General features: G+C 69.4%; 14 protein-coding genes. 12 read left to right on the forward strand and 2 right to left on the reverse strand.

The window, feature by feature from the left end; translation table 11 throughout:
* The 4 genes from I71_RS22705 to pseG all read left to right on the forward strand — a co-directional run.
* A partial coding sequence (locus I71_RS22705; RefSeq protein ID WP_042698665.1) for a tetratricopeptide repeat protein occupies positions 1-1,428 on the forward strand: 1,428 nt, incomplete at its 5' end.
* On the forward strand, positions 1,425-5,447 hold the full coding sequence (locus I71_RS22710) for a tetratricopeptide repeat protein (RefSeq protein ID WP_042698668.1): 4,023 nt from the start codon (positions 1,425-1,427) through the stop codon (positions 5,445-5,447). The genes I71_RS22705 and I71_RS22710, both read left to right, overlap by 4 nt.
* A 183-nt stretch (positions 5,448-5,630) precedes the next feature.
* Entirely contained in the window at positions 5,631-6,356 is a 726-nt protein-coding gene (locus I71_RS22715) for a nucleotidyltransferase family protein (RefSeq protein ID WP_042698671.1), read from the forward strand.
* A gap of 138 nt (positions 6,357-6,494) precedes the next feature.
* Positions 6,495-7,577, forward strand: a complete 1,083-nt coding sequence (gene pseG, locus I71_RS22720; protein ID WP_042698674.1) for a UDP-2,4-diacetamido-2,4,6-trideoxy-beta-L-altropyranose hydrolase — start codon at positions 6,495-6,497, stop codon at positions 7,575-7,577.
* A gap of 33 nt (positions 7,578-7,610) precedes the next feature.
* On the opposite strand, the gene I71_RS22725 is transcribed toward pseG, so the two are convergent.
* Positions 7,611-8,120 carry an RT0821/Lpp0805 family surface protein gene (locus I71_RS22725; RefSeq protein WP_042698675.1) on the reverse strand — a complete coding sequence of 170 codons (510 nt, stop codon included), beginning with the start codon at positions 8,118-8,120 and terminating at the stop codon, positions 7,611-7,613.
* 180 nt (positions 8,121-8,300) lie between these two features.
* On the opposite strand from I71_RS22725, the gene I71_RS22730 reads away from it, so the two are divergent.
* The 8 genes from I71_RS22730 to I71_RS22765 all read left to right on the forward strand — a co-directional run bounded on the left by I71_RS22730 (position 8,301) and on the right by I71_RS22765 (position 15,267).
* Entirely contained in the window at positions 8,301-9,917 is a 1,617-nt protein-coding gene (locus I71_RS22730) for an acyl-CoA synthetase (protein ID WP_042698677.1), read from the forward strand.
* Positions 9,918-9,921: 4 nt separating this feature from the next.
* Positions 9,922-10,659, forward strand: a complete 738-nt coding sequence (locus tag I71_RS22735; RefSeq protein WP_042698679.1) for a sulfite exporter TauE/SafE family protein — start codon at positions 9,922-9,924, stop codon at positions 10,657-10,659.
* Between the two features lie 47 nt (positions 10,660-10,706).
* Entirely contained in the window at positions 10,707-11,411 is a 705-nt protein-coding gene (locus tag I71_RS22740; protein WP_042698681.1) for an ABC transporter ATP-binding protein, read from the forward strand.
* A gap of 110 nt (positions 11,412-11,521) precedes the next feature.
* A complete protein-coding gene (locus I71_RS22745; protein ID WP_042698683.1) occupies positions 11,522-12,526 on the forward strand; it encodes an ABC transporter substrate-binding protein in 1,005 nt (334 codons plus the stop codon).
* Between the two features lie 3 nt (positions 12,527-12,529).
* Positions 12,530-13,285, forward strand: a complete 756-nt coding sequence (locus I71_RS22750; RefSeq protein ID WP_305765043.1) for an ABC transporter permease — start codon at positions 12,530-12,532, stop codon at positions 13,283-13,285.
* Between the two features lie 34 nt (positions 13,286-13,319).
* Entirely contained in the window at positions 13,320-13,997 is a 678-nt protein-coding gene (locus I71_RS22755; RefSeq protein WP_244433994.1) for an ABC transporter ATP-binding protein, read from the forward strand.
* Positions 13,998-14,131: 134 nt separating this feature from the next.
* Positions 14,132-14,569, forward strand: a complete 438-nt coding sequence (locus tag I71_RS22760) for a DUF2946 family protein (RefSeq protein ID WP_244433995.1) — start codon at positions 14,132-14,134, stop codon at positions 14,567-14,569.
* Positions 14,570-14,748: 179 nt separating this feature from the next.
* Positions 14,749-15,267: a copper chaperone PCu(A)C gene (locus tag I71_RS22765; protein ID WP_042698688.1), complete on the forward strand. Its 519-nt coding sequence runs from the start codon at positions 14,749-14,751 to the stop codon at positions 15,265-15,267.
* Positions 15,268-15,335: 68 nt separating this feature from the next.
* Here the strand turns inward: I71_RS22765 and kdgT are convergent, their stop codons facing one another.
* Positions 15,336-16,352 (reverse strand): 2-keto-3-deoxygluconate transporter, encoded by a 1,017-nt coding sequence (gene kdgT, locus I71_RS22770; RefSeq protein WP_042698691.1) that lies wholly within the window; start codon positions 16,350-16,352, stop codon positions 15,336-15,338.
* Positions 16,353-16,569: the final 217 nt, after the last annotated feature.

Below are 16,569 nucleotides of genomic sequence, written 5' to 3' on the forward strand. Positions count from 1 at the left end.
TTCGCCCTGCTCGACCTGGGCCGGGCCGACGAGGGGGAAGCAACCCTGCGGGCCGTGCTGGCCCGCCGGCCGGATCATGCTGCGGCGGCTCTGGCCCTCGCTGGATCGCTGCAACGCCGCCAGGACGACTCAAGTCCGGCTTATCGCCGTTACCTGACGCTGGAACCGGCGGATGCCGAAGGGTGGAACGCCCACGGACTCGCCCTTCAGACTACCGACCCGATCGCACCGGCAGCCGATGCCTTCGCCCGTGCCCTGCGGCTCGACCCGACGATGGCGGAGGCGATGACCAATCTCGGCACTGTCCGCCGCCTGCAAGGACTGCCCGCGGAGTCGGCCGAGTTGCAACGGCGTGCGCTCGACCTCCGCCCCGGCTATGCCGCTGCCCACACCAATCTTGCACTCGCCCTCCAGGATCTGGGGGACGATGCGGGGGCGGAGCAGGAATTCGCGCAAGCCCTGGAGGCCGATCCGGCGCAGGCGCTCGCCCGCTTCAACCGCGCCATCCTGCGCCTGCGCCAGGGCCGGCTGGAGGAGGGGTGGGAGGACTATGCCGTCCGTTTCGACTCCGGTCGCCTGAAGCCGAGACGACCCTTCAACATCCCGGAATGGAACGGGGACGACCTCGGCGGGCGCCGCCTGCTGCTGTGGGCCGAACAGGGGTTGGGTGACGAGCTGATGTTCGGCGCCCTGCTGCCGGAAGCGCTCGCGCGCTTTCCCCGCACCATCGTCGAATGCGAGCCGAGGCTGGTCCCGCTGTTCCAGCGCTCCTTCCCCGGCACCCTCGTGCGGGCGCCTTCCCGGCGGCCAGCCGATGCCGACTGCCATCTGCCCTTCGGTTCCTTGCCGCGCCTGCTGTGGAAGACCGCCCCGGTACCGCCGCCACCCGTCGGCTGGCTGAAACCGGATCCGGCCCAGGTTGCGGCATGGCGGTCGCGGCTGACTGCGCTCGGCCCCGGCCTGAGGGTCGGCATCGCCTGGACCAGCCAGCGCGTCACCACCGAGCGCCGGCAGGCCTACACGGCACTGGAGGATTGGGCGCCTCTGCTGCGCCTGCACGGCCTGCAAGCCGTCAGCCTGCAATATGACGGACGCGAGGAGGAGATTGCGGCGGTCGAAAGCCGCCTGGGCCTGCGCATCCATCGCTGGCCGGACCTCGACCAGATCGCCGATCTGGACGGCACCGCGGCGCTGATGGCGAACCTGGATCTGGCAGTCACCGTCGCATCGTCGGCCGGCGAGATGGCGGCGGCACTGGGCACCCCGGTGTGGCGGCTGGGAAGACGCGACTGGACGCAACTCGGCACCGCGGTGCGCCCCTGGTTCCCCTCCATGCGCTGCATACAGCCAGAGGGGGGAGAAGGGGTCGGCGGAGCTATTCCAAAAGCATGTCAGATGCTTGCCAGACTTTCCCAAGGTGATTTGTGAGCGTTGCAGACTGGTTCGCCGAAGCGCTCCGCCACCATCAGCTCGGCGCCTTCGACGCCGCGGAGCCGCTCTACCGTCGCGTGCTTCAGGCCGAACCGCGCCATGCCGATGCCCTGCATCTGCTGGGCGTACTCATCCATCAGTGCAACGACAATCTACAAGCTATTGAATTCATTGAAAAAGCTGTGGAGCTGGCGCCGGAGGTTCCGGACTATCACGCCAACCATGGCATCGTTCTGCAACGGCTGGGGCGACTCGACGAAGCGGAAGCGTCGCAACGCCGGGCTTTGGACCGTGATCCCACCCATGTCGGTGCCCACTTCAATCTCGGTCTGGTGCTGGCGGCACAGAACCGGCTGGCGGAGGCGGCAAGCCATTACGCCGAGGCCGCCCGTCTGTCGCCCGACTTGGCCGATGCCCACCTCAATCTCGGTGCCGCCCTCCAGGGACTCGGCCGGGCGGAAGAGGCGCTGATCGCCCACGCCCGCGCAGCCGATCTTCTGTCCGGAGACCCGCGCCCCTGGACCAACCGTGCCGTCAGCCTCCGCCATCTCGGCCGACTGCAGGAGGCCGCCGAAGCGTTGCGCAAAGCGGCGGAACTGGGTGGCGGCACCGCCGATCCCGCGGCGCTGTCTGCTCTGGCCGCCGCACTCCATGCCGCCGGCCGGATCGAGGACGCAGCGGAACGTTACGCGGATGCATTGCGCCTCGATCCGCGTGACTCATTTTCTCTCAATGGGTTGGGCCTTTGCCTTAAAGTTCTTGGACAGCTTGAGGATGCTGCCACCTGTTTCGACGCGGCGACCGCCATCGACCCCGGCCATGCCGATGCGCTGAACAATCTTGGCAGCGTCCGCAACACCCAGGGGCGCTATGCCGAGGCGGAGGCACTGCACCGGGCGGCGATCCGCCACCGTCCGGACTTCGCAAGCGCCTGGAACAACCTGGGCAATGCCCGTCACGCCAATGGCCGCACCGCCGACGCCTGGAGGCCCTGGCATGTGGCGCTGGCGCTGGATCCCGTGCTGCCGGAAGCCCACACCAACCTGGGCAACGCCCTGCGCAGCGCCGAGCATTTCGGCGAAGCCGAACGGTCGCAGCGCCGTTCCATCCGGCTGGCGCCGCTGGAGGCGCCAGCCCGGAACAATCTCGGTCATCTGCGACAAGGCCGGCACGATCATGCCGGTGCCGCCGACTGCTATCGCAGCGCCCTGGCGCTCGACCCGGCCTATGGCGAGGCCTGGAGCAATCTCGGGCTCGCCCGGCAACGGCTGGGCGATGGCGAGGGGGCGGAGCGTTGCTATGACCGGGCACTGACGCTGCGGCCGGATCTGTCGCTCGCCCATTTCAACAAGGGACTGCTGCGGCTGGAGGCCGGCGACCTCGACCGCGGCTGGCCCGGCTATGGCTGGCGCTTCGGGTCGGGGCAGGTTGGGCAGGGGCGCGCGCCCCGGGTTCAACCCTGGCGTGGCGAGGATTTGACCGGCCGTCGCCTGATGATCTGGGGAGAGCAGGGGGTGGGCGACACCATCCTGTTCGCCGCCCTCTGCCCGGAATTGGCTGGCCGTGCCGTCTCCACCATCCTGGAGGTCGACCGCCGTCTGGTGCCGCTGTTCGCCCGCTCCTTCCCCACCTTGCGGGTGCGGGCCGAGCAGTTGGACGCGCAGGGGCGGGAGACGATGGCGATTCCCGACTATGACCGCCATGTGCCGATGGGGTCCTTGCCCCGCGTGCTCCGCCGCCGGCTGGCCGAATTTCCAGCGCGCCCGTCCTGGCTGGTTCCCGACCCTGTCTTGGTGACGCGATGGCGCGACCGCTTGGCAGTCCTCGGTGCCGGTCTGCGCGTCGGCATCGGCTGGCGCAGCCAGATGATGACGGCGGAACGCAGCGTCGCCTATCTGCCGCTGGACAGCTGGGCACCGCTGTTCGCGCTGCCGGGCATCGAGTGGGTGCTGCTGCAATATGGCGAGGTGGAGGAGGAGGTCCGCCAGGCCGAGCGGCATTTCGGCATCCGCCTGCACCGCTGGGACGATCTTGACCGCAAGGACGACTTCGACGGCGTTGCCGCCTTGATCGCCGGGCTCGACCTCGTCATCTCGCCGGCCATGTCGGTCGGCGAACTGGCCGGCGCGCTGGGCACGCCGGTCTGGCGCTTCGGCACCCGCGACTGGACGCAGCTGGGGGCCGGCGTCCGTCCCTGGTACCCGTCGATGCGCCTGTTCCAACCCCGCCCCGGCAAGCCGCTGTCGGCCACAATTGCCGACATGGCCCAGGCGTTGAAATCGCTCTCCATCCCGGCGACCGCCCTCTCCCCCCCCGGGGAGAGGGTATCCGCAGAGGGAGAGAAGCTGGCGGCGCAGGCGGTCGCTTTCCACCGTCAGGGCCGCCTGCCGGAGGCAGAGATCCTCCACCGCAAGGCGGTGGCAGCGGCTCCAGGCCACCCTGCGGCCTGGACCAACGGCGGCCTTACCCTGCTGCGGCTCGGCAGGAGCGGGGCGGCGATCCAATGGCACCGGCGGGCGGCAGCGTTGAACCCGGCCTTTCCCGAAGCGCTGGGCAACCTCGGCGTGGCGCTCCAGACGGCTGGGGCCGCGGCAGAGGCGGTGACGATTCACCGCCGCGTCGTCCGGCTGCGCCCGACACAGGCGGAGGGCTGGGGCAATCTCGCCGCCGCGCTGCTCGCCGCCCGGCGCTTCGCAGAAGCCGGGGCTGCCTGTCATCTTGCGGCAACCCTGGCGCCCAGCCTTGCCGGGGTGCTGATGACGGCTGCGGCCGCTTTGAAGGGGCAGGGCCGCTTCGCCGAGGCCATCGGCCAGTCCCGCCGCGCCCTGCGCCTCGCCCCGGTCTCCGCCAAGGGCTGGTCCAATCTTGCCATGGCCCTTGCCGGGCATGGTCACTGGACGGATGCGATGCATGCCCACCGGCGCGCGCTGGCTCTGGCACCCGATCTGGTGGACGCGCTGGTCAACCATGGCCACACCCTGTTGATGCGGGGCGAGCGTCCGCTCGCCGCGAAAGTCGCCGACCGGACGTTGAGACTGGCGCCCAACCGGGCCGAAGCGCACATGAACCGTGCCCTGCTGCGGCTTGCCGACGGGGATCTGGGCGGCGGCTGGGACGACTACACCCACCGCTTCGCCATCGGCGATGCCCTGTCCCGCCAATTCTCCATTCCACATTGGCAAGGCGAAGCCTTGACCCGCCGCCGACTCCTGGTGTGGGGAGAGCAGGGGCTGGGCGACGAGATACTGTTCGGAACGGTCCTACCCGACCTGCTCCGTCATGCCGGCCAGATGCAAGCCGATCCGGTGATCGTCGAATGCGACCCGCGCCTGACCGGCCTGTTCAGCCGCGCTTTGCCGGGAGCGAAGGTCCGGGCACCCACAGCGGATCCACGGGATGCCGATTGCCACGCGCCAATGGGCTGCATTGCCGCGCGGCTGCGACCCGGCCTGCGGCACTTCCCCGCGACCGCTCCATTCCTGGCTCCCGAACCGGAGCTGGCGGCGGATTGGCGCGACCGGCTTGCCGCCTGCGGCCCACTGCTGCGGGTGGGCGTCTGCTGGCGCAGCAGCCGGATGACGGCCGATCGGGCCGGCGCCTACAGCCGGATCGACCAATGGGAGCGGGTCTTCGCCGTGCCCGGCGTGGCCTTCGTCAGCCTGCAATATGACGAGCACGAAGCCGAACGGAAGGACGCCCTGCGCCGTTTCGGCACCGTCCTGCACCACTGGGCCGATCTTGACCAGCGGAACGATCTGGAGGGTGTAGCAGCGCTGATGTCAGGGCTGGACCTCGTCATTTCCGCGCCGACCGCGGTGGGGGAACTGGCCGCGGCGCTCGGCGTCCCGGTCTGGCGGATCGGGGCGGGCAATGACTGGTCGGCACTGGGTACCGCGATCCGGCCCTGGTTCCCGTCCATGGTGCTGATCGGCCGATCCGGCGACCATGACGCGACGCTCGATGCCGTCGCGCACCGCCTGCACCGTCTGGCCAGGGAGTGCCGGAGGGTCTCATGACCATCGGAAGAGGGCGGTCGGCGCAATTCCGCATTGCGATTCCCGTGCGCGCCCATTATCGACTATGGCTGCCGGGTTCCGCGCAGAGTGGATGACCCGGCGCCTGCGCCGTCGTAAGCTGCTTGCACGAGCCGGATTGCGACAACTGGGTTCCAGGGCGGGATTTCAGGGAAAGGACGGTCGGTGCGGTCTGAGGACGCTCTTGCCAACATTGACGTTGCGGTGCTTGCCGGCGGGCTTGGCACGCGCATCCGGGGCGTTCTGGGGGACACGCCGAAGGTTCTGGCTCCGATTGCGGGCCGTGCCTTCCTCGGTCATCTCCTCGACTACCTGTCCACCTACGGATCGCGTCGGGTGGTGCTGTGCCTCGGCCATCTGGCCGACCGGGTGACCGCCTGGCTCGCCCGTGGTGATTCGGCAGGCACCATCGATGTGGTCTGCCAGATCGAACCGCGCCCGCTCGGCACCGCGGGCGCCCTGGGCTATGTGCGCAAGGAGCTGCGCAGCAGCACCATCCTGGTGGTGAACGGCGACACCTTTCTCGACGCCGACCTGCGCGCCTTCATCGCCTCGCACCGTTTGTCCGGGGCGGAGGCGTCGGTGCTGTGCGTGACGGTGGAGGACGCCTCCCGTTTCGTGCGGGTGGAGATCGGCCCCGACAGCCGGGTCCGCCGCTTCCTCGACAAGGCGCCGGGTACGGGCACCATCAATGCCGGGGTCTATCTGTTCTCCGCCGCGTTCCTCGACCGCTTCGTCGCGGCGGGAGCGGTGTCGCTGGAGCGCGACGTGCTGGAGAAACTGCCGTCCGGCACCCTGAACGCCCATGTCGCCAAGGCACGCTTCCTCGACATCGGCACCCCGGAGAGCCTCGCCACCGCCGCCAGCGTCATCGCCGGCCGCGACACCTGACCGGAGACGCGCGGACCGCAAATTGCCTCCGCACGGGCCGCCGTCTGCCACTGGACTTGGGGCAGGGTGCCGGGCCAAGATGCGCATCGACCAGACCCGGTGCCCGACCCGCAGCACCGACCTCTTCGGACCAGCGCCATGGCCGTCATCCTCATCCGCGCCGACGCCTCGCCCACCATCGGCACCGGACATGTCATGCGCTGCCTCGCCGTGGCCGAAGCCTTGCGCGACCAGGGGCACGAAGCGCTGTTCGTCACGGTGGAATCCACCCCCGCCATCGACCGCCGCCTGACGGCGGACGGCTTCCGCCACGTCTCCATCGCCGGTCCGGTGGGGGAGGCGGCCGACCTGGCAGCCACCCGGTCGCTGTTGCGGCGGGAACATGGCAGCGCGGTGATGCTCGACGGCTACCGCTTCGGCGATGCCTACCGCGCAGGTCTTCATGCGGCGGGCGCGCGGGTGCTGGCCTGGGACGACCTGGGGGACGGCACGCCGTTGCACGCCGACCTCGTCGTCAATGCGGCACCACAGGCCGCCGCCCTTCCCTATGACGCCATGGCGCCGGGGGCGCTGCTGCTGCTCGGCCCCGGCTATGCACCGTTGCGGCGGGAGGTGCGGCTGGCCGCCCAGACGCCGCGGCGGAGCACTGCCGACCGGCCTCTGCTGCTGGTGACCTTCGGCGGTTCGGATCCGCTTGGCCTGACCGGGCCGGGTCTTGAAGCGCTGGCGAAAGAGCGGCCCAATGGCTGCCGGATCGTTGCCGTCGTCGGCGGCAGCAACCCGCGCGCGGTGGACGTGGCGGCGCTCGGCGGCGACGGCATTTCCGTGGAGATCGACTGCCCGCGGATGGGCGCGCTGATGGCCGACAGTGGCCTGGCCGTTTCGGCCGGCGGCGGCACCATGGGCGAGCTGGCGGCACTGGCGGTGCCGACCCTGCTGGTGGTCACCGCCGACAATCAGGCGATGGCGAGCGGCGATGCCGCCCAACTTGGCTGGAGCACCGCAGTGGATGCGCGCGACTGTGCCCCGGAGAAAGCCGCCGCGCTCATCGCCGAGCGAGCGCTCGCTCTATGGCAGGACCTCAGGGAGCGCCAGCGGATGCAGGACGCGGCATGCGCCCTGCCGCTGGACGGCCAGGGGGCGTTGCGCATCGCCTCCGCCCTGACCGGCCCGGCGCCGAAGTCGGGCGGCGCCGCCCGCAAGCGGACGGCGCTCGCCTGACATTCATCCCCTGACGTTCACCCAATGCTCGCGTCAGCTGACCACGCGCCAGCTGCCGTCCGCCTGCTGGCAGGCGGTGCCGAAGCCCTGCTGGGTGCGACCCTGGACGACGATGGTGGTCTGGTACTCGCGGCAAAGCTGGCCCTGCGGCCCGGTGCCCTCGCGCACGGGGGTGTAGCTGCCGTAATTGCCGGTGTCCGGGTTGTTCCAGCGGATGGTGCTGCCGGTCGGCGCACTGTAGGCGTTGACCGCCGCCTGCTGGGCATAAGTCTGGTCGGCACGGTCGAGCGAGGCGCCGGCCGCGTTGCCCAGCGCCGCCCCCAGCAGCGTACCGACGCCGACCGCCACCAGCTTGCCGCTGCCGCCGCCGAAGCGCGAGCCTGCCAGACCGCCGACCACGCCGCCCAGCACGGTGCCGGCCGTCTGCTTGTTGGCGCTGATGCCGCCATAGGAATCGCCGTAGCCGGGCTGTGCGCAGCCGGCAAGCGGGGCTGCGAGCAGGCTGGCGGTCAGCGCGGCGGCGAGGAAGGGGCTGGCTTTCATGGTGGCTCTCGTCCTGTTGGGTCCTGTTTGGAGCGGCACGAAACTGTCCGTACCCGACACCATCAACATGGCTGACCCGCATCATATTCCCGGCGCGTGACGCGGTGCCTCGCTTGCTCCTATGATCATGCCAACGGTTCCACAAAGGAATCGACGACAAGCCCTTGGGAGGGAACGAACATGCTGCCCAAAGCGGACAGCTGGGAAGGGGTGTCCCGCGCCTTCGTCTGGCGCGTGCCCGACCGCTACAACATCGGCGTCGACGTCTGCGACCGCTGGGCGGAGACGAACCCCGGCCGCATCGCCCTGATCCACAAGCAGCGCGACGGCGGGGTCGAGGAATATCGGTTCTCCGACATCCGCGCCCTGTCCAACCGCTTCGCCAATGTGCTGGCCGCACAGGGGGTTGCCTTGGGCGACCGGGTCGGCATCCTGCTGCCCCAGGCGCCGGAAACCGCCATCAGCCATGTCGCGGTCTACAAGCTGGGCGGCATCGCCGTGCCGCTGTTCTCGCTGTTCGGGGAGGAGGCGCTGGAATACCGGCTGGCCAACTGCGGCGCCCGCGCCGTGGTCACCGATGCTGCCGGTGCCGCCAAGATCGCCCGGATCCGCGACCGCCTGCCGGAGCTGCGCGCCGTCTTCCGCATCGACGGAGCCGGTCCGGATTGCCTGGACTGGCACGGGCTGTGCGACGCGGCGTCCGACAGCTTCACCCCGGCCGACACCGGCCCGGACGATCCGGCGCTGATCATCTACACCTCCGGCACCACCGGCCAGCCGAAGGGGGCGCTGCATGCCCACCGGGTGTTGCTCGGCCATCTGCCGGGGGTGGAGATGTCGCACGACCTGTTCCCGCAACCGGGCGACCGCATCTGGACGCCGGCAGACTGGGCGTGGATCGGCGGGCTGCTCGACGTGCTGCTGCCGGCCTGGCACCACGGGGTGACCGTGGTCTCCCACCGCTTCGAGAAGTTCGATGCCGAGGCCGCCTTCGCCCTGCTGGCCGAATTCCAGGTTCGCAACGCCTTCCTGCCGCCGACGGCACTGAAGATGATGCGGGTGGTGAAGAGCCCGCGGGACCGTCACGCCATCGCCATGCGGTCGGTCGCCAGCGGCGGCGAGACCCTTGGCGCCGGGCTGCTCGACTGGGGACGCGAAACCTTCGGCGTGACGATCAACGAGTTCTACGGCCAGACCGAATGCAACATGATCGTCTCCTCGGCCACCACGCTGATGGCGCCGAAGCCCGGCATCATGGGCCGCCCGGTCCCCGGCCATGACGTTGCCGTGATCGACGGGGAAGGCAACCGCATGGCTCCGGGCCAGCTCGGCCTGATCGCGGTGCACCGGCCGGATCCGGTGATGTTCCTCGGTTACTGGAACAACCCGGATGCAACCGCGGCCAAGTTCGTCGGGGACTGGCTGGTCACCGGCGACCGGGGCGAGTTGGACGAGGACGGCTATATCCGCTTCGTCGGACGGGACGACGACGTCATCACCTCGGCCGGTTACCGCATCGGCCCCGGCGAGATCGAGGATTGCCTGATCGGCCACCCCGCCGTCCGCATGGCGGCGGTGGTCGGTGTACCCGATCCGCTGCGCACGGAAATCGTGAAAGCCTTCATCGTCTTGCACGACGGCGTGACGCCGGACGATACGCTGGTCACCTCCATCCAGGAGCATGTGAAGACCCGGCTGGCCGCCCATGAATATCCGCGCGCCATCGAATTCATGGATAACCTTCCAATGACCACCACCGGCAAGATCATTCGCCGGGAGCTGAGGAACCGCTCATAATATCATGACCGAATTGATTTTATTGGCTGCGGCTTTTCTGGCCGGGGCGATGAATGCCGTTGCTGGCGGGGGCAGTTTCCTGACCCTGCCGGCCCTGATCTATGCCGGGGTGCCGCCGGTCGCCGCCAACGCCACCGGCACGGTCGCCCTGCTGCCCGGCTATGCCAGCGGGGTCTACGGCTATCGCCAGGACCTGACGCCGGTCGGCACGCTCGGCCTGCCGCTGCTGTCGGCGGTCAGCCTGATCGGCGGGCTTGCCGGGGCCGGGATGCTGCTGGTGACTCCGGATTCGGTGTTCCGCGGCATCGTGCCCTGGCTGCTGCTGCTGGCGACCGCGCTGTTCGCCTTCGGCACCATGCTGGCGCAACGGCTGCGCAGCCTCGGGCTGCATGGCAACGGGGCGATGCTGGGCACGCTGTTCGCCGTCTCGGTCTATGGCGGCTATTTCAACGGCGGGCTCGGCATCCTCCTGCTGGCGCAGTTGAGCCTGTTCGGCATGACCGACCTCAACGCCATGAACGGGCTGAAGAACCTGTTCTCGGCCGTGCTGACCGCCATAGCCGTGGTGGCCTATGCGGCGGGCGGGGCGGTGGAGTGGCCGAAGGCGCTGCTGATGACGGTCGCGGCGGTCGCCGGCGGCTATGTCGGCGCCCGGCTGGGCCGCAGGATACCGAAGCCCGTGCTGCGCGCCGGCATCATCGCCGTCGGGCTGGTGATGAGTGCGGTGTTCTTCCTGAAATGATCGCGCTATAGAGGGCGCTCCCCGCGCCTGTCCGGACCCCCGCCGCCATGCTGACCGTATCCGATCTCGACCTGTACTATGGTGACGCCCAGGCGCTCGATGGCGTGACGCTGCAGGTGGCGGCCGGGCAGACCACCGCCATCGTCGGCGCCAACGGAGCCGGCAAGACCTCGCTGATCCGTGCCATCGCCGGCATCCTCAAGCCGGCGCGCGGCAGCATCCGCTTCAAGGACCACGAGATCGCCGGGCTGCCCAGCCATGTCGTCTGCGACCTCGGCGTCGGGCAGGTGGCAGAGGGGCGGCAGATCTTCCCGACGCTGAGCATCCGCGAGAATCTGGAGATGGGCGCCGTCATCCCGCGTGCCCGCGCCGGTGCGCGCCAGACCTATGACCGCGTGCTGGACCTGTTTCCGCGCCTGCGCGAAAGGCTGGAACAGGCAGCCGGCACCCTGTCCGGCGGCGAGCAGCAGATGCTGGCCATCGGCCGCTGCCTGATGGGCAAGCCCGACCTGATCATGTTCGACGAGCCGTCGCTCGGCCTGTCGCCCGCCCTGGTGCAGGAGTTGTTCCGCATCATCCGCGCACTGGCGGCGGAGGGCATGACGATCATCCTGGTCGAACAGAATGTCGCCGCCTCCCTGCGCATCGCCCAGACGGCCTATGTTCTGGAGAATGGCCGCGTGGTGCTGTCGGGAACGGGGGAGGCGCTGCTGGCCGACCCGGCGGTGAAGCAGGCCTATCTGGGTCTGTGACACTCCGGCCCATCTGCCGGCGATACCCCTCTTATCCTCCTATCGTTGAATATACGAACCATCTACACTCCCCTTAAGCTGGCAGTCCAAAGACTGAGCGGACGGGGACCATGGCGGCAGGCTGTAGCAGACGGACGACCTTGCTGGCGGCCGGCGCGCTTCTGGCGGCGGCACTCCGGCCGGCAGGGGCGTCCGATTCCGTCTCCGACCGGTCCGTGGTCCGCGCCGGGGTGCTGAAATTCGGCACGGTCAGCTGGGAACTCGACACCGTCCGCGCCCACGGCTTCGACAGGCAGGCCGGGATCGCCCTGCAGCTGGTCGAACTGGCCGGGAATCCCGCCACCCAGATCGCACTCCAGGCCGGTGCGGTCGAGATCATCGTGTCCGACTGGCTGTGGGTGTCGCGGATGCGCAGCAAGGGTGAGGCGCTGTGCTTCATCCCCTATTCGACCGCGGTCGGCGCGCTGGTGGTCCCAGCCGGCTCCGGAATCGCCGGGGTCGGCGATCTGCGGGGCAAGCGTATCGGCGTCGCCGGCAGTCCGCTCGACAAGAGCTGGCTGCTGCTGAAGGCGTTGGCAACGGACCGGCACGGGCTGTCGCTCGACCGCGATGCGCAGCCCTTCTTCGCCGCGCCTCCCCTGCTGAACAGCAAGATCGCCGACGGCGACCTGGATGCCGTGCTGACCTATTGGCCGTTCGCCGCCCGGCTGGAGGCGAAGGGCATGCGCGTGTCGATGACCGTGTCCGACATGCTGGAGTCGCTGGGCCAATCGGCAACGGTGCCCGCCATCGGCTATGTCTTCCGCGAGGACTGGGCACGCGCCAACCCGGCCGCCATCGCCGGCTTCCAGGCCGCCACCGGTCAGGCGAAGACCCTGCTGGCGCAGTCCGACTCCGCGTGGGAGCGGCTCGCCCCGCTGATGCAGGCGGAGGATGACGCCACCTTCCGCACCCTGCGCGACCGCTACCGCGATGGCATCCCGCAGCGCTGGACGGAGGAGGAGCGGGCAGGGGCGGCAAAGCTCTATGCGCTGCTGGCGCGGCTGGGCGGGCGGGAGTTGGTCGGCGACGCACCCACCATCGCGCCCGGCACCTTCTGGACCGGCGGGGCTTAGCCGTTGCGCCGCGCCCTGATGCCGTTGGCGTCCATTCTGCTGCTGCTGGCGCTGTGGCAAGCCGCAGCCATGACCGTCGGCGGACGCCTGCTTCCGACCCCGTTGGTGGTGGCGCAGGCCCTGCTGCGTGAGGCGCAGGACGGGGCGCTGTTCCATCATATGGGCGTCACGCTGCTGCGGGTGCTGGCGGCCTTCGCGCTCGCCATGTCCATCGGCGTCGGGCTGGGCCTGCCGATGGGACGCTCGCCCTTCGTCGACCGGCTGTTCGGCCCCTGGCTGGTCTTCTTCCTGAACCTGCCGGCGCTGGTGGTCATCGTGCTGGCCTATGTCTGGTTCGGCCTGACCGAGGCGGCGGCCATCGGCGCCGTCGCGGTCAACAAGATTCCCAACACGGTGGTGCTGGTGCGGGCCGGGTCCCGTACCATCGACGAGGGGCTGATCGACATGGCCCGCGTCTACCGCCTGTCGCCCGCGGACCGGCTCCGCCATGTGCTGCTGCCGCAACTCACCCCCACCATCGCCGCGGCTGCGCGGTCCGGCCTGGCGCTGATCTGGAAGATCGTGCTGGTGGTCGAACTGCTCGGCCGCAGCGATGGTGTCGGATTCCAGATCAACCTCCTTTTCCAGACCTTCGATGTCGCAGGAATCCTGGCTTACACCATCGCGTTCGTGGCCGTGGTCCAGCTTCTGGAATACGGCCTCCTCCAGCCGGCCGAACGATATTGCCAGCGCTGGCGGCGGATGCCCGCTGACGCTTGAGATCCGCTCCAAGCGCTTCGGCGCGGTGGAGGCGGTGCGCGGCCTGACCCTGTCCGCCGCGGCAGGGGAGGTCGTGGCGCTGGTCGGCCCCAGCGGCTGCGGCAAGACGACCGCGCTCGGCATCGTCGCCGGGTTGGACCGCGCCTTCGACGGCATGGTGGAGGTCGGGCCGCGGCCGGACGGCGGACCGGCACGGCTGGGCTATGTGTTCCAGGAACCGCGCCTGCTGCCCTGGCGCAGCGTGCGGCAGAATCTGGCGCTGGTGCTGCCGCGTGCCCAGCGCCGTGGCCCAGCGGTCGACGCCATGCTGGAGGCGCTGGAGCTGTCGCCCTTCGCCGACCGGTTCCCGACCCAGCTGTCGCTGGGCATGGCACGGCGGGTGGCGCTGGCCCGCGCCTTCGTGGTGGAGCCGGACCTGCTGCTGATGGACGAGCCCTTCGTTTCGCTGGACGAGCCGACGGCACTTCGGCTGCGCGGCCTGCTGATGCGGTTGCTGGACCGGCGGCCGGCCACCGTCCTGCTGGTCACCCACAATCTGCGCGAGGCCCTGGCCCTGACCGACCGGCTGCTTCTGCTGGCGCCCTCGCCGGGGCGGGTGGTGGCGGAGGTGCCCGTGACCGTTCCCCGCGCCGCCCGCGACGACGCCATCATCGAATCGCTGCGCCGCGATCTGCTGTCCCGGCCTGATCCGGCCTTCCGCCTGCTGGCCTGAGCCATTGCCGCAACCCTTCGCCGGGTGTGGCTTCACTTGCCGCTCGTCCGGTCACAGATGCTGCGGTATCTTCCGCGGCTGCCGGGGTCTTCCGGAAATGGTGGAGGCGACGGAGCCGGATGGTCTTCGGGCGGATGACAGTGCGACAGGTGCGGCGGCTCGGCCTTGTGGCCGGGATGGCGGCGCTTTTGCTGCAGGTCGTCGCCTGGAGCTGGATGCCCCTGCCCACCGGACCGATAGGGGCCGCCCGGACCGGTGAAACTGTTTCCCTGCCGATCTGCTCCTCCGGCGGCCTGACCACCATCCAGGCCGATGCGGCCGATTACGGCGTCGGCGCGTCCGGCGTCGCTCACGACGACGACCATGGACGGTCGCAGGACCCGGCGCACTCCGGGACCGGTCATTGCCCGCTCTGCCCGCTGGTCGCCGGGCTGGCTCTGCCGCCGCCGCAGCCACCCCTTGGCCCGACCGCTGCCATGGCTCGCGACACCGGCCTGCTGCCGGCCGAGCGGATCGCCGCCGGCTGGTTCCTGTCGACCCTGCAGGCCCGGGCGCCCCCGCATCCCGTCTGATGCCTCCCGCCTGATTTTCCCAGTTTTTATCGTCGCTGCCAGTCGCCACACCCGATCCTTGCCAGGAGTTTCCTGCCCGGACCGCCGCGTCTTGCAGCCTGCCCGACCCAAGCCCGGCGGCGTTGTCCGCCGTGGCGCCTCCCCTTGCTGTTCACAGCCCTGTTCCAGGAGAAGAGTCCATGAAGCGCATTCTCGGCATCGCCGCCGCCATCGCCCTGTTCGGTGCCGGCACCGCCCTGGCCCACAGCTACAAGGCCGGCCCGATCGAGATCGGCCATCCCTGGGCCCGTGCCACCGCGTCGTCCGCGCCGAACGGCGGCGCCTATCTGTCGCTGACCAACACCGGGACGACGGAAGACCATCTGGTCGCCGCCTCCACCCCGGCCGCGGAGAAGGCGGAACTGCACACCCACCTGAACGAGAACGGTGTGATGAAGATGCGCGAGGTTCCGCCCATCGCCATCGCCCCGGGAGAAACGGTGAAGCTGGCGCCGGGCGGCCTGCACATCATGCTGCTCGGCCTCAAGCAGCCACTGGAGAAGGGCGCCCGCATCCCGATGACGCTGCGCTTCGAAAAGGCCGGCAACGTCGATGTCGAGATTGCCGTCGAGGCGGCCGGGCAGGCAGCCCCCGCGGCCGACGGCCACATGGGTGCCGGCGGTCATGACCACAACGCCGCACCGGCCCAGAAGCAGTAATGAAACGGCCGCCGGCGGGAAACCCCACCGGCGGCCTTTCTCCAGAGTCGCCGAACACCCGGCCTCACTCATTCCGCCGGGGCGATCCCCACCGGCTGGGCGAGCCTGACCGCCTCTGCCGCCTTGTAGCGGGGCGACAGCACGCCGAAGCGCCGCGCCCACCATGCCGTCAGCGGCGGGGTCAACAGGGCGGTGACGACCACGCTGGTGGCGATCAGCGCCGTGGCGGACGGCGCGACCGGCGCAAAGGTCGGCTCGATGGAGGCGATGATCGGCGGCACCGTCACCGCGGCCCCGGCGGTGGACGCCGCTCCGATGCCGGCCGTGCCGTTGCCCTTCGCCAGCAGGATGTCGGCCGTGACCAGCATGCAGCCGGTGACGGCGATGACGCCCAGACCCAGCACGATGCCCAGCAGGCCGGTGTTGAGAATCGTCGAGAAGTTCAGGTTGTTGCCCAGCGCGAAGGCGAAGAACGGGACCATCACCGAGACGCCCTGGGTGAAGAAGGCCCGCAGGTCCTTGTCGAGATTGCCCAGCGCGAAGCCGATCAGGAAAGGCAGCAGGGCGCCGACCATCGTCTGCCAGGGGAAGGCGGCCAGACCGGCGATGCCCAGCGTGACCATGGTCATGAAGGGGCCGGATTCCAGACACATCAGGCAGAAGGCCCCGGCTTCCTCCTTGGTGCCGTACTGCTGCATCAGTGCCATGTACATGCCGCCGTTGGTGTCGTTCATCACCGCAATGATCGCCAGCACCGACAGGCCGGAGAAGAAGCCGGACGTGATGCCCTCCGGCGGGATGAACCAGGACGCGACGACGCCCGCCAGGGCGGCGGTGAGGATCTTGACCGAGACCAGCACCCCGCTCTTGCGCAGAACCAGCGGGGTCGCCTTCAGGCTGATGCTGGCGCCGATGCAGAAGAACCAAACAGACAGGATCGGCAGCGTGCCTGTGATCAGGCCATTGGTGAAGGACCCGAAGAACTTGCCCGTGCTGGGGGCGAGCGTGTTCAGGCAGGCGCCGAGGAACAGGGGAACGATCATCATCCCACCAGGGATGCGGTCTATGCGGGATTTGATATTCATTCCGACACTCCTTTGAATTTCATCCCGTCGCCGCCGCGCCCCATTGCCGTTGGGTCTGCTTCAGCGGCAGTCAGTCTTGTCTCGACGGCGCTGCACGCACCGTTAACTGCATACTAGTATACAAGTTTGGTCGTCATTGTCCAAGAGGCGGATTGTCAGCCGCGACAGGTTGTCGCGTGGACTGGGGGGAAAGCCAATCGGAGTGTCAGCCGGCGAG

It is taken from the genome of Azospirillum sp. B506 (assembly GCF_000333595.1).
Classification (GTDB): domain Bacteria; phylum Pseudomonadota; class Alphaproteobacteria; order Azospirillales; family Azospirillaceae; genus Azospirillum.